This window comes from Paenibacillus sp. 2TAB23 (genome assembly GCF_052115165.1).
Lineage (GTDB): Bacteria > Bacillota > Bacilli > Paenibacillales > Paenibacillaceae > Pristimantibacillus.
In genome coordinates, this window is sequence record NZ_JBFRGD010000020.1 from 106,965 (window position 1) to 120,679 (window position 13,715).

The following is a 13,715-nucleotide window of genomic DNA, read 5'->3' on the forward strand; positions in this document are numbered from 1 at the left end:
TAGGAAGTGATCGTTTTTTGAAACCAAAACGGATACTGGCAGACTTTTTTCGGAAAACGTGGCCGATTTACCTGATCTCTATTACATTTCATTTGCTATCTAATTTAATCAATGTTTTTTATCCGAAGGTATTGGGACAGTTTACGGATAAGCTGCAGGTGAACGGGCTGACAAGCAGCCTGATTGTTGACTATAGCTTGCTGCTGCTTGTCATCGGGATAGGCCATGTACTGTTCAACGGCATTGCGATGTATTTGATTATGTATGTCGGCAGAAAGTTCGAGTTTCTTGTACGCAGAGGCCTATTCAAGCATTTCACTGAAATGGGCGAGCGGTTCTATTCGAAGAACGGTGTCGGCAAGCTGCTGAGCTACTTTATGAATGACGTAACGGCAGTCCGAGAGTCGATCTCGATGGGCTTCAACGCAACTGCGAATGCTACCATGCTGCTTATTGCGGCGGTCACCATGATGCTGCTGAGCCATATTCCCTATTATCTAATATTGGCATCGGTATTCCCGCTGCTCCTCATCCCGATTATCGTCGTATACCTAGGCCCGGTTATCCGCAGAAGATCGCTGGAGGTGCAGGAGGCGCTTGGCAAAATGACGGAAACCGCCGAGGAGCAATTCGGCGGCATTCGGGTTACCAAGAAGTTCGCGGTAGAAACGATTATGAACGAGCGGTTCGGCAAAACCGTCGATCAAATCAGGCATCACCAATTACGGCTGGTGCGGGTCTCTTCCTTCTTCCAAGCGTTGATTCCGTTTCTTGGCGCGATTGCGCTGGTCGTGGCGCTTGCTTTCGGCGGATATTTAACGATTACGAAGCAAATTACGCTGGGGAACTTCGTCGCTTTGACGCTATATATCCGAATGCTGATGAATCCGCTGCAGCAAATTGGCAACGTGATCAATACGATCCAGCGCTCGCGAGCTTCTCTTGAGCGATTGAATGGACTGCTCTCGCAGCAATCGGATATCGCTGAGCTGGAGAATGCCAAGGAAATGGATTTGGCTGAAGCCAGCATTTCGATTCAAGGTCTTACGTTCGCATATGAGCAAGGCTCGAATCCGGTATTGAAGGATATTAACCTGAACGTCAATGCAGGCGCTACGCTCGGTATCATCGGACGAACGGGCAGCGGGAAAACGACCTTGATGAAGCTGCTGCTGCGCACGATCGATCCTCCTCAAGGATCGATTCGGTACGGAAAAACAGATGTAAGAGAGCTTACGCTTGCGAGCTTGCGCAGTCAGCTTGCCTATGTTCCACAGGACGGATTCCTGTTCAGTACGACGATTAGAGAAAATATCGCTTTTTCCAATCGGGAGCTTCCGCTCGGCACCGTTGAAGCCGCCGCGAAGCATGCACAAATCTATGACAATATTGCCGAGCTGCCGAATCAATTCGAAACGAGGCTTGGAGAGCGAGGATTAACGCTATCAGGTGGTCAACGCCAGCGAACGAGCCTTGCGAGAGGGATCATTAAGGATGCCCCGATTATGATTTTGGATGACAGCGTTAGTGCGGTAGATGCCGTGACCGAAAAGGATATCATCGATGCGCTCCAAAAGCAGCGGAAGGATAAAACGACGATTATCATCGCCCATCGCATTAGTGCGATCAAGCATGCGGATGAGATCGTCGTGCTCGATGACGGTGTTATCGTGCAGCGCGGCACGCATGCCGAACTGCTTACGCAGCAGGGACTCTATGCGACACTTCATGCGATACAGGAGGAGGGGAGTCAACATGCGACCGGCACAAGCCATTCATAATTGGCAGGCGGATCAGAAGGGCGATCCGAACCTGCCTGAACAGAAACCGGAATACGTATCGGCGTTTCGAACACTTTACGGCTACGCGAAGCCTCATATGTGGGGTTTTATCGGCGTGTTCTGCTGTACGCTGATCGCGATTCTTTCTGATTTGCTTCAGCCTTTTTTGATGAAAATCGCGATTGACGATAATCTATTATCCGGTAAAAACGATTATAAAGGGCTGCTCACGATTTGCGCGGTTTATTTGGGGCTATCGCTGTCAAGCCTGCTTTTTACTTATTTGCAAAGCAATATGCTGCAAAATATTGGGCAAAGCATCGTTTCACGCATTCGCAAACAGCTTTTCGGCCATATTCTGAAGCAATCGATGCGCTATTTCGACCGTATGTCGAGCGGAAGTCTCATCACTCATGTCTCAAGCGACACCGAGGCGCTGAATCAGTTTTTCAATCAGGTGCTGCTAAGCCTGTTCCGCGACGGCTTGACTCTCATTTTCATTATCATATTGATGTTCCAGCTGGATACGCAGCTTGCGCTGTACTGCTTGATACTGCTGCCGATAATATGGGCCATTGCCATTGCGTTTCGTTCTTTCATGCGCACGACCTATCAATTAGCGAGAACGAGATTGTCGCGATTGGTCGCGTTTGTGGCAGAAAACTTGTCGGGCATGAATTTGGTGCAGGTTTTCCATCAGCAGAAGGAGCAGGAGAAGCAGTTCAATGAACGCAATAGCCAATACTTTCAAGCGAATCTCAGAGAAATTCGCACGAATGTCGTGTTTGGCCGGACCTTTGATATTTTGAGCAATTTATCGATTGCATTTGTGACTTGGATCGGCGGAAACGCGGTGCTGGGCCAGCATCTGGAGTTCGGGGTGCTGTACGCGTTCATTACGTATATTCGTCAGTTTTTCCAGCCGATTAATACGATTACGCAGCAATGGAATACCTTGCAATCCGCAACGGTTGCGATTACGAGAATATGGAGCGTATTCGCCAACAAGCCCGATGTAACGGATCGCGAGCTGGCGCATGTCGATCTTCGCAAAGATGACCTGAACGAAGATGAGGATGAGCGCCAAGCCTCGCTGTCCAGCTTCAGCCTGGAGCAGGTAAAGGGCCGAATCGACTTCAACCGCATTTCCTTCTCTTATGAAGAGGGAATTCCGATTATTCGCGACCTGGACCTGCACATTAATTCCGGCGAGCTGATTGGCGTGGTGGGGACGACCGGAGCAGGCAAAAGCTCGCTGATCAGCCTGCTGTGCCGATTCTACGATGTAAAAGCAGGCAGCATTCTGATCGACGAGACGGATGTGCGAGATATTCCGCAAGCGACACTGCACCGGCTTGTGGGGCTGGTGCAGCAGGAGCCTTATCTCTATTCGGGCAGCATTATCGAAAACATTAGGATGTTCGACAAGTCGATATCCCGCGAGGATGTTATTCGCGCATGCGAGTTCGTCGGAGCGGATACGATTATCAATAAGCTAAAGGACGGCTACGAGACAAAGCTGTCGGAGCGGGGAAGCGGGCTATCAGCAGGCGAGCGGCAGCTCATATCCTTCGCCAGAATTATCGTGTTTAAGCCTAAGGTGCTCATATTGGATGAAGCGAGCGCGAATTTGGATTCGCATACGGAGCAGCTGATACAGAATGCGCTGCAGGTCGTCTCGCAGGACCGGACGACGATTGTGATTGCGCATCGACTGTCCACCATTATGCAAGCCGACCGCATCATCGTCATGAGTCACGGCGAGATCGTGGAGCAAGGCAACCATCAGGAGCTGCTGGAGCATGACGGGCATTACAAAGAGCTGTATGAGCATTCCCAGGGCAACGTCGCAGTTTAGATCGAAGGATCGGCTGCATCTTACTTCATCGGCACGAGCCGCAAGGCCATTATAATAGCAGGAGGTAGATCGTTATGAGTCTAGTGGTAAGCAACATTACTGAACTGATAGGAAGTACGCCGCTTGTTCGCCTGAATAAGGTCGTGCCGGAGGGCAGCGCAGAAATTTACTTGAAGCTGGAGTTTTTCAATCCTGGCAGCAGCGTAAAGGATCGAATTGCGATCAGTATCATTGAAGAGGCGGAGCGTGAAGGCAAGCTGAAGCCCGGCGATACGATTATAGAAGCAACCAGCGGCAACACGGGCATCGGCATTGCGCTAGTCGCAGCGGCAAGAGGGTATAAGGCGATTCTTGTCATGCCGGAAACGATGAGCCTCGAGCGCCGCAATCTGCTGCGGGCATACGGTGCCGAGCTGGTGCTGACGCCAGGTCCGGAAGGAATGAAAGGCGCCATTCGGACAGCCCAGGAGCTTCAGGAGAAGCACCCGGAATATTTCCCGGCTTTGCAATTCGATAACCCCGCGAATGTAAAGATTCACCGCGAAACAACAGGTCCCGAGATCGTAAGAGCGATTGAATCGCTGGATGGCAAGCTGGACGGCTTCGTTGCAGGTGTGGGCACGGGCGGCACCATTACGGGAGCAGGCGAAATATTGCGTGAGCGCTTCCCCGGCATCCATATCGCGGCAGTAGAGCCTTCTACTTCGCCCGTACTCTCTGGAGGGCAGCCTGGACTCCATAAAATTCAAGGCATCGGAGCAGGTTTTGTACCGTCGATTCTGGATACCCAGGTTTATGATGAAATTATTCAGGTGACCAATGAGGATGCGTTCGAAACCGCAAGAAGAGTGGCCAAGGAGGAAGGTATCCTAGGCGGAATCTCTTCAGGAGCAGCGGTATTCGCCGCGATTCAATTAGCCAAGAAGCTAGGCACAGGCAAACGCGTCGTTGCGGTCATTCCGAGCAATGGGGAGCGCTATCTGTCCACTGTGCTATATCAACAGGAGCAGCAGCTCTAGTAAAAGCGAAAAACGAACAGCCTTCCGGGGTATCATGCCGCGAGCTGTTCGTTTTTGCTTTTAAAGCAAGCATGCCATGCGAAAGTAAACGATGCGCGTGCTTGCCTAATGAATCCATATCCTATTAAAATGGGTGAAGCGATAGTAGGAGGCGTTCTTCTAGGCTCACACTATATAATAGAAAGAAGCAGATGCAGCGATGAGTATTTTCCTTCATATCCTCATGACTAATGTACTGCCGATGGTCATTATGATCGGTCTCGGCATTGTTATTCAAAGGGCGTTCAAGCTTGATATCAAAACGTTGTCGAAGCTTAACTTTTATTTGTTTTCACCGGCCATTATGTTCGATTTGCTTTATAAAACCGATATTTCGGCTTCCGTAATCGGAAAGATTTTATTTTTCTTCGCGTTGTTCATGATTACCCAATATATAATCGTCGAGGTCGTTATCCGTATCAGAGGCTACGGTCCAAGCATGAAGAGCGCAATGCGCAACAGCGTCCTATTCTATAACAGCGCCAATTACGGCATTCCGCTCAATCAGCTTGCTTTTGCGGGAAATGAGAAGACGCTCGCTATTCAGGTATTGATTATGATGGTGCAATCGCTCGTGCCTAATACATACGGCATTTATAATGTCAATGCGCATAAGGCTGATATGCGGGCCATCTGGCGGACGATATTGTCGATGCCGATCATCTATGTCATACCGGTTGCCTTTCTATTAAGAGGCTTCGAGGTTACGATTCCTCAGCCGCTGGCTACTCCGCTTGAGTACTTGTCCTCCGCATTTATTGGAACGGCGCTTATTACGCTAGGCGTCCAGCTTGGGAATATGGAATGGAGGATCAAACGCTCGCTGCTTATAGACGTCAGCTTATCGGGGATGCTGCGGCTTGTCGCAGGACCGCTGCTCGCCTGGCTGATTGTGTGGCTAATGGGTTATGCGATGCCGATCGACAGGCTGACAGCCGCGGCGCTAATCGTTTCCTCTGCCGTTCCGACCTCGCTAAGCAGTGTCCTGCTTGCGGTCGAGTTCGATAATGAGGCGGAGTTTGCCTCGCAATCGGTGTTCGTCTCTACCATCTTGAGCATTATTACGGTAACGGCTGTTATCTTCTTCTTGCAGCTGGAAATCGGATAGAGAAGAAAGCCTATTAGATTAGCTGATCTGATAGGCTTATTTTCCGCTTGTACATCAACAGGAGCAAGGTTAAAATGGAAAAAGACATACGTGTAAGCGGTTTATATGGAAATGGTTAAATGGAAACGGAGGTTTACTTTTACATGCTGCCAACGACGCATGATATGATTCATGCAAGCGCTTTAAAAAGAACGTTTGGCCGGGGAAGCGCCGCAGTCACCGTTTTAAAGGGAGTAGACTTATCCATTCCCTCGGGGAAGCTAATCGCGTTTAAAGGAAGGTCAGGCTCTGGGAAAACGACGCTAATCAATCTGCTAAGCGCGCTTGATCGACCGACCGAGGGGAAAATCACGTTTGCCGGACGTGACCTGACAGCGATGTCGAATCAAGAGAGAGATCAGGTACGCCGCATGGAGATGGGGCTTATCTTCCAATCCTTTGCGCTTATTCCTCTCATGTCCGCCTATGAGAATGTGGAATTCATATTACGCGTTTCCGGCATGCCGGCGAACGGCCGCAAAGAGGCAGCCATTCAAGCGTTGGAGCAGGTCGGATTGAAAGGACGCATGCATCATCGTCCCTTCGAGCTTTCAGGCGGAGAGCAGCAAAGAACCGCCATCGCAAGAGCGATTGCCCATAAGCCGAAGCTGCTGCTTGCCGATGAGCCGACAGCCGAGCTCGATACTCGAACGGGCTTGCAAATTATGAAAGTATTTCGAGATTTGGTAGAAACGGCTGGAATGACTATCATTATGACGACGCATGACTCCGCTATTATGGAAATCGTTGACCATGTTTATGAATTGGAGGATGGACAAATTGCCGCAAAAGCTTAAGCCGCTGCTCGGCTGGTCATTCGCGCTGCTCCTTGGCGCTTCACTTACAGGCTGCTCGCTGCTTCCCGCAGAGGAGGAATCGCTAAAGCCCCCGCTCGTCAAGCCCGCGCAAGAGAATTATCGAACGGTAACGGTAGAGAAGGGCACGATAACGCAAGAGATTAAAGGCAGCGGAAGCCTTGAATCAACGAAATCGGAGATCGCGCAGTTTACCGGTCAAGGCGGACGGATCGCGAAGATGCTGGTCGCTTCCGGGGCGCAGGTGAAAAAGGGCGATGTGCTCGTTCAACTGAACGTGGACGGACTGGATATTCAATTAAAGGAGCAGCAGCTGTCGGTTGCAAGGGCGAAGCTGGCATTGAAGCAAGCGAAGTCGGGTGCTGACGACGATGCGATCCAAATTGCGAAGCTTCAAATGGAAATTGAGGATTTAAAGCTGGCAAGGCTCATGGAAACCTTTAATAGCAAGCAGCTGGTTGCAGGAATGAATGGGCAGGTAACCTTTGTCGAGGATTTGGAGGAAGGCGATTTTGTAGAAGCCTATCAGACACTCGTCATTATATCGGATCCTTCGAAGCTTCGTGTTGCGCTTAGGGTCGAGTCTGGATCGGAAATTAGCGGCGTAGACGTTGGCTATCCGGCAATCGTTACCTTTGGCTCGCAGGAGGTACAAGGGAAGGTTGTGCAGACGCCGTCTTCAGCACCGACTACTTTAAATGAACAGCTGAAGGAGCGATATTCCAAAACACTGTTTATCGAAGTGGCTAAATTGCCAAGCGATGCAGCAATTGGTGCATTTACCGATGTCAAAATCATTTTGCAGCAGCGAGACGATATATTGAAAATACCGCGCAGCGGCGTGCGCAGCTTCTTAGGCAGAACGTTCGTCAGAACGCTTGAGGAGGGCAATAAAATCCGCGAAATCGATGTTGAGACGGGGATTAAAGGCTCGACTGAAATGGAAATAACGAAGGGCCTAGAGGAAGGCGCAATCGTCGTGCTTCAATAATGATAACGGATTTTGCCGATTGCTTATCTTCAGCCGTTAAGCTTGGGAGGTTGTGAAGTGGCTTTGTTTGTCATGATTATACGTAAAATGGTTCAAAACAAGTGGTTAGTGACAAGCTTGTTCATCGGCTTGGTTCTCTCCGTTGCGCTCGTCAGCAGCATGCCGATCTATTCGGAAGCCATTTTATCACGGATGCTGGTTAAGGACCTGGAGACCATGCAGACAAAAAGGAACGTATATCCTGGAAACCAATACAATAAATTGTTTTACACGAAAGAAACGCCGGAGAAAATGAATGCGATCTATACGAAGGTGGATCGATACATTCACGAGCAAGCGCAAGCCGGCTTTCAAATTCCCGTACAGGAGCTTGTCGTAGATTTTCAATCAAAGTCGATGAAGATTAGACCGGAGAATGATCCCGAGCCCGATTCCAAAAAATCGCTTAAAACGATGTCGCTTCGTTCATTCTCCGGACTGGAGGAGCATATTAAGCTCATTGACGGAAGAATGCCCGCGGAGCAGCAGCCTGTTGACGGTGTATACGAGGTGCTCGTAACGGAGCGCGGATTGATTCAGTTCAAAACGGTGCTGGACTTGGCGTTTGCTGTCGATGACGATAAAATTGCCGGGGAAATAAAATTCAAGCCGGTAGGCGTATTCCAAAAAACGCTGGATGATGATCCCTATTTCAGGGATACGGACTTAAGCGAGCTAAGCGGGAGCTTCATCATCAGTGACAAGGTTGCGAAGCAGCAGCTTATGCAGGAGGCTCGTTTGCCTGTCGCGTCCGTCGGCTGGTTTTTCGTATTGGATTATTCGAAGATGGAGCTAAGATTTGTTGATGACTTTGTCCAGACTACGAATAAAATAAAAAATGTGCTGTTGAACAATGTGTCCTTGTATCAAACCGTGTCAGAAACGCCGGCGCTGGATACGATCGCCAAATATTTGGAACGAGCGGATCAGCTTCGTACGCTCATGTGGTCGCTTAACGTTCCCGTGCTGATCATGCTAGGCTTCTACATGTTCATGGTTTCGAATCTGATTGCCGACAGGCAGAAGAATGAGATTGCAGTACTTCGGAGCAGAGGGGCAGCCCGCTGGCAGATCATTACCTCCTATGCGGTGGAAGGGCTAATTCTATGCGGTATCGCATTTGGCATAGGACCGCTGATAGGTGTAGCTCTGACGGGTATGCTTGGCGCTTCGAACGGCTTTCTTGAATTCGTGCAGCGCGTCCGTCTGCCGATTAGGCTGACCGAGGAAGCCTACCGCTATGGTGCGATTTCATCGGCCGCTTGCTTTGTGATCATGCTAATTCCGATTATTATGGCGACACGAGTTTCCATAGTCGGACATAAGCAGCAGCTAGCACGTCTCTTGAAGTCACCGCTATGGCACAAAATGTTTCTAGATGTCATAGCGCTTGCGCTTGCCATTTATGGTCTCTACACGTTCAAGAAAAGATTGGCTGACCTGCAAAGCTTGGGGCTTAACGCAGGCGATCTGAATATTGATCCGCTACAGTTTGTCGTGCCGGCTTTGTTTATTATGGGAGCAGGCTTGCTGCTGCTCCGCCTGTATCCATGGGTGCTGCGGCTGGTCTACTGGCTCGGCAAAAAGTGGTGGCCGCCCTCCGTCTACGCGACACTGATACAGGTGGGAAGGTCCAGCTCGCAGTATCAGTTCCTGATGATCTTCCTTATTATGACGATTGCGACAGGCGTATTCAGCGCTTCTGCAGCCAGAACGATCAACAATAATACGGAGGACCGCATTCGATACGGCAACGGGGCCGAGATCGTATTGACATCGCAGTGGATAAACGATGCGCCGCCGCCAGCAGGACCCGGACAGCCTCAGGCGGAGACGCCCGCCGTGCAGGCGCCGGTGCACTATTTGGAGCCGGCATTCGAGCCTTTCCGAACGCTTGAAGGAGTCGAGCAAGCGGCTAAAGTGTTCACGAAGGAAACAAGCTTCAGCGTGAACGAAGGCACGGGGGCAGCGACGCTCATTGGCATTGATACCGATGAATTCGGTGAAACGACATGGTTCCGTGACAGCTTGCTGGATTATCCGATCAATGACTACTTGAATCTGCTTGCCGCAGACTCGCAGGCGGTTCTCATCTCCAAAACGCTTGCGGAGCAAAATAAGGTGAAGCCGGGAGACACGATCTGGGTCGGCTGGAGCGACGTTCCGCAGCAGCCGTTCAAAGTATACGGCATTATCGAATATTTCCCGACCTTTAATCCGAACCCGGCGATAGGGAGCGTAGACGTAAGCGACGAGTCTTCAAAGGGAAATGCGCCGATGCTGATCGTAGGGCACTTGCCCCGCATTCAGGTACAGCTGGCGTTAGAGCCGTATGATGTCTGGATAAAGCTGAAGCCGGAGACATCAACGGCTGTATTCTATGAATCGCTTAAGCAGTCCAAGCTTCCCGTTACGAACATCGTAAATACGAGAGAAGCGCTTGTGGCAGCTAAAAATGATCCTTTTCTTATGGCGCTTAATGGCATTCTAACTTTAGGCTTCGTCCTATCGATTCTAGTAAGCTTTATTGGATTTTTATTGTATTGGGTCTTGTCGCTGCGGGGGAGAACACTGCAAAACGGTATTTTGCGAGCCATTGGCTTATCGCTTAAGCAGCTTATCGGAATGCTTGCCGTTGAACAGCTCCTGACTTCAGGCGTTGCGGTTCTAATTGGAATTGCCGTCGGCAATATAGCAAGCCGGCTGTATGTACCCAACTTCCAGATTGCCTTCAACCCAAGCAGTCTCGTACCGCCGTTCAAGGTGATGTTCGATGCTTCCGATCTCATGCGAATTTATGTACTGGTAGGTTTCATGCTTGTCGTTGGACTTGGCATACTCGCTTATATGCTGTCGCGTCTGCGCATTCATCAAGCGATTAAGCTGGGGGAGGATTGACGGATGATTCATTGCGAAGGGCTTGTCAAAATATACAAAACCGCCGATCTGGAAGTATTCGCTCTGCAAGGTCTCGATCTCCATATTGAGCATGGCGAGCTGATGGCGATCATCGGCAATAGCGGAAGCGGCAAGTCGACGCTGCTGAATATGCTAGGCGGTCTGGATCGTCCCACAGCGGGCAAGCTGACGGTTGACGGACGAGACATGCTGAAATTCAAGGAACGTGATTTTGTGCGCTACAAGCGGGAGAGCGTCGGATTCGTGTGGCAGAATAATGCTCGGAATCTGATTCCTTATTTGACGGCGCTTGAGAATGTCGAGCTTCCCATCTTGYTGACAGGCAGCCGCAAACGGTGGCGTGCCAAGGAGCTGCTCGATGCCGTGGGACTTAGTCACCGGGCATCCAATAAGCTGTATGAGCTGTCGGGAGGCGAGCAGCAGCGAGTTGCGATCGCGATTGCACTCGCTAACCATCCCAAGCTGCTGCTCGCGGATGAGCCGACAGGTTCCGTCGATTCGCGAATGGCTAATCAAATTCTCGATTTGTTCCGCGAGCTGAACCGAACGATAGGCATTACGGTCGTAATCGTCACGCATGATCCGGAGCTTGCGAAGAAGGTGGACCGGGTAGCTGCAATTCGAGACGGCAAAATCTCGTCAGAGATGCTGCGAAAGCGTTCGTACGCCGAGGAGCTGGCTGCGCTGGAGGAAGAGAACGCGGAAGAAGGGACGCATGTGGAGTATGCTGTACTGGATAAAGCTGGCCGCTTGCAGGTCCCCGCGAATTATTTGGAATCAATTGGCGTAAAGAACTCGAATAAATTGCGGGTCGAGCTTGGAGAAGGGAAGATCGTGCTTCTGCCTCCTGAGGAGAAAGTCGAATAAAGGTTAAATGAGCTGTACAAGGTTAATAATGACCTTGTTACAGCTTTTTTTTATGCTGTTTTCAGGTGGCGGATGCGATTCATTTCATTAAAGGACTGGGAATTGACGGAAATAAATGATATGATAAACGGGCATATAACTGTAACTAAAAAGTATACCGAATATAAAGGAGGAGTCCATATGTCTAATGCAAAAAGCGAAGCATCGGTTGAATCGTTATTCAAGCCTTTTAAGTCTAAAAATCTAGAGGTGGCCAATCGCATTGTGATGGCGCCAATGACAAGAGGATTCTCTCCAAACGGCGTGCCGACAGAGGATGTTGCGGCTTATTATCGCCGCAGAGCCGAAAACGGAGTCGGTCTTATCGTTACGGAAGGAACGCTGATTAATCACCCTGCTGCGGGCGGCAACCCCAATATTCCGAATTTCCACGGCGAGGCAGCGCTTCAGCACTGGGCTAATGTGGCGAAAGCCGTGCATGAGGGCGGCGGGAAAATCATTCCTCAGCTGTGGCATATCGGGCTGACGCGCAAGATTGGAGATCTCCCCAATCCAGAAGCTTTGCCTATCGGCCCTTCGGGCCTCAATCTGACCGGCGAGAAAATAACGGAGCCATTGACCGAAAATGAAATCGCGGACCTGATCTCTGCCTTTGCACAGGCCGCAGCCGATGCAGCAAGGATCGGATTTGACGGCATTGAGCTTCATGGGGCGCACGGCTATTTGATCGACCAATTTTTCTGGGACAAAACAAATATACGTACGGATCGCTACGGCGGCGATCTTGCTTCACGCACCCGCTTTGCTGTAGAGATTATCGAAGCTTGCCGCAAAGCCGTAGGTCCGGACTTTCCAATCGTGCTGCGGTTCTCGCAGTGGAAGGATGGCCACTACGAGGCGAAATTAGCAGAATCGCCAGAGCAGCTCTCTTCGTTTTTGGCTCCGCTCGTTGACGCGGGCGTCGATGTTTTCCACAGTTCGACAAGGCGTTATTGGGAGCCGGAATTCGCGGGCTCAGAGCTGAATTTGGCAGGCTGGACGAAGCAGCTCACCGGTAAACCGACTATTACGGTCGGCTCTATCGGCCTCGATAACGAATTTCGGAGCAGCACAGGTGTTTCCGCGCAGGCTCGCCTGCTCGAAAGATTGGAAAACGGAGAGTTTGATCTTGTGGCGGTAGGAAGAGCGCTGCTTGCGGACTATGAATGGGCGGCCAAGGTTCGTGATGGACGATTGGATGAGCTGAGAAATTTTGATGCGGCAGCACTGAACGCTTTGAACTAATACCGGTTGAGAAAAAGCGTGATGCTTCAGGGCATCACGCTTTTTTACGTTCGTTCCTCCAGTTGACCAGCTGAAGCGTTATTTTTTGAATACGCTTTATAAAAGGTTGTTTTTTTGGTAGCATAATTATATAGAAATGATCTAACAAATCTCTCTCAATTAGAAGGGTGAATCAGACTATGCAAATCGATCTTTCGAATAAAACAGCTTTAATTACTGGGGCAACCGGCGATTTGGGCCGTGTTATGGCTCGTACGCTTGCCGGCTGCGGCGCTAACATCGTACTGCATTACAATAATAACGAAGCGAAGGCTAGAGAGCTAATGCAGGAAATAACGAATCTCGGCAGGCGCGCCATGATCGTTCAAGCGGATGTGACTAACGAGCAGCAAATGAATGAGATGAAGTCGGCGGTTGCCGAAGAGCTCGGTCACGTTGACATCATAGTTGCCAATGCGGTCATTCAGTACCAATGGACAAGCATTCTGGAGCAGCCTATCGCGGATTACGTCAGCCAATTCGAATCCTGCGTGCTGCAAAGCGTCTTTTTGGCCAAAGCGTTCGTGCCTGCGATGATAGATCGGAAAGCAGGACGGGTCATAGGGATTAATACGGAATGCGCGATGCAGAACTTTCCGAACCAATCCGCCTATACGGCCGGCAAGCGCGGAATGGACGGTCTTTACCGCGTACTTGCAAAGGAAGCGGGAGAGCATCAAATCACGGTTAACCAGGTGGCTCCGGGTTGGACAATCAGCGATCGCGACCGTGCGAGCGGAATAGACGAGAACAATCCCTATGCGCAGAGCGTCCCGCTTAAACGGAGAGGAACCGATCAGGAAATTGCGAATACGGTCGCATTTCTGGCATCGGATCTTGCGAGCTTTATTACAGGGGCATATATTCCAGTGAACGGCGGAAATGTCATGCCTGCCATCTAGATTAAGGGAGTATGA

At 50.3% G+C, this 13,715-nt stretch carries 10 protein-coding genes; all 10 read left to right on the forward strand.

What is annotated here, in order from left to right:
- Positions 1 to 17 precede the first annotated feature (17 nt).
- The gene (locus tag AB4Z29_RS24365; protein WP_441945580.1) at positions 18 to 1,781 is read left to right on the forward strand and encodes an ABC transporter ATP-binding protein; all 1,764 of its coding nucleotides are present in this window, start codon (positions 18 to 20) and stop codon (positions 1,779 to 1,781) included.
- Positions 1,756 to 3,639, forward strand: a complete 1,884-nt coding sequence (locus tag AB4Z29_RS24370; protein ID WP_441945581.1) for an ABC transporter ATP-binding protein — start codon at positions 1,756 to 1,758, stop codon at positions 3,637 to 3,639. The genes AB4Z29_RS24365 and AB4Z29_RS24370 overlap by 26 nt, the downstream gene beginning before the upstream one ends.
- Before the next feature lie 74 nt (positions 3,640 to 3,713).
- Positions 3,714 to 4,658 carry a cysteine synthase A gene (cysK, locus tag AB4Z29_RS24375; RefSeq protein ID WP_441945582.1) on the forward strand — a complete coding sequence of 315 codons (945 nt, stop codon included), beginning with the start codon at positions 3,714 to 3,716 and terminating at the stop codon, positions 4,656 to 4,658.
- A 199-nt stretch (positions 4,659 to 4,857) separates the two neighbouring features.
- Positions 4,858 to 5,805, forward strand: coding sequence for an AEC family transporter (locus AB4Z29_RS24380; RefSeq protein WP_441945583.1), 948 nt, complete (start codon positions 4,858 to 4,860; stop codon positions 5,803 to 5,805).
- Positions 5,806 to 5,948: 143 nt separating this feature from the next.
- Positions 5,949 to 6,641, forward strand: a complete 693-nt coding sequence (locus AB4Z29_RS24385) for an ABC transporter ATP-binding protein (RefSeq protein WP_441945584.1) — start codon at positions 5,949 to 5,951, stop codon at positions 6,639 to 6,641.
- Positions 6,616 to 7,650, forward strand: a complete 1,035-nt coding sequence (locus AB4Z29_RS24390; RefSeq protein ID WP_441945585.1) for an efflux RND transporter periplasmic adaptor subunit — start codon at positions 6,616 to 6,618, stop codon at positions 7,648 to 7,650. Before AB4Z29_RS24385 ends, AB4Z29_RS24390 begins: the two co-directional genes overlap by 26 nt.
- A gap of 57 nt (positions 7,651 to 7,707) precedes the next feature.
- Positions 7,708 to 10,587 (forward strand): FtsX-like permease family protein, encoded by a 2,880-nt coding sequence (locus AB4Z29_RS24395; protein ID WP_441945586.1) that lies wholly within the window; start codon positions 7,708 to 7,710, stop codon positions 10,585 to 10,587.
- A gap of 3 nt (positions 10,588 to 10,590) precedes the next feature.
- Complete coding sequence (locus AB4Z29_RS24400; protein ID WP_441945587.1) at positions 10,591 to 11,475, forward strand: ABC transporter ATP-binding protein; 885 nt, start codon at positions 10,591 to 10,593, stop codon at positions 11,473 to 11,475.
- A 180-nt stretch (positions 11,476 to 11,655) separates the two neighbouring features.
- The gene (locus AB4Z29_RS24405) at positions 11,656 to 12,759 is read left to right on the forward strand and encodes an NADH:flavin oxidoreductase (protein WP_441945588.1); all 1,104 of its coding nucleotides are present in this window, start codon (positions 11,656 to 11,658) and stop codon (positions 12,757 to 12,759) included.
- A 179-nt stretch (positions 12,760 to 12,938) separates the two neighbouring features.
- Positions 12,939 to 13,700, forward strand: coding sequence for an SDR family NAD(P)-dependent oxidoreductase (locus AB4Z29_RS24410; protein ID WP_441945620.1), 762 nt, complete (start codon positions 12,939 to 12,941; stop codon positions 13,698 to 13,700).
- The last annotated feature ends 15 nt before the right edge of the window (positions 13,701 to 13,715 follow it).

Excerpts from the sequence above, each read along its gene's own strand:
- AB4Z29_RS24370 (WP_441945581.1), top strand. The coding sequence starts at position 1,756 with ATGCGACCGGCACAAGCCATTCATAATTGGCAGGCGGATCAGAAGGGC.
- cysK (WP_441945582.1), top strand. The coding sequence starts at position 3,714 with ATGAGTCTAGTGGTAAGCAACATTACTGAACTGATAGGAAGTACGCCG.
- AB4Z29_RS24380 (WP_441945583.1), top strand. The coding sequence starts at position 4,858 with ATGAGTATTTTCCTTCATATCCTCATGACTAATGTACTGCCGATGGTC.
- AB4Z29_RS24385 (WP_441945584.1), top strand. The coding sequence starts at position 5,949 with ATGCTGCCAACGACGCATGATATGATTCATGCAAGCGCTTTAAAAAGA.
- AB4Z29_RS24390 (WP_441945585.1), top strand. The coding sequence starts at position 6,616 with ATGGACAAATTGCCGCAAAAGCTTAAGCCGCTGCTCGGCTGGTCATTC.
- AB4Z29_RS24405 (WP_441945588.1), top strand. The coding sequence starts at position 11,656 with ATGTCTAATGCAAAAAGCGAAGCATCGGTTGAATCGTTATTCAAGCCT.
- AB4Z29_RS24410 (WP_441945620.1), top strand. The coding sequence starts at position 12,939 with ATGCAAATCGATCTTTCGAATAAAACAGCTTTAATTACTGGGGCAACC.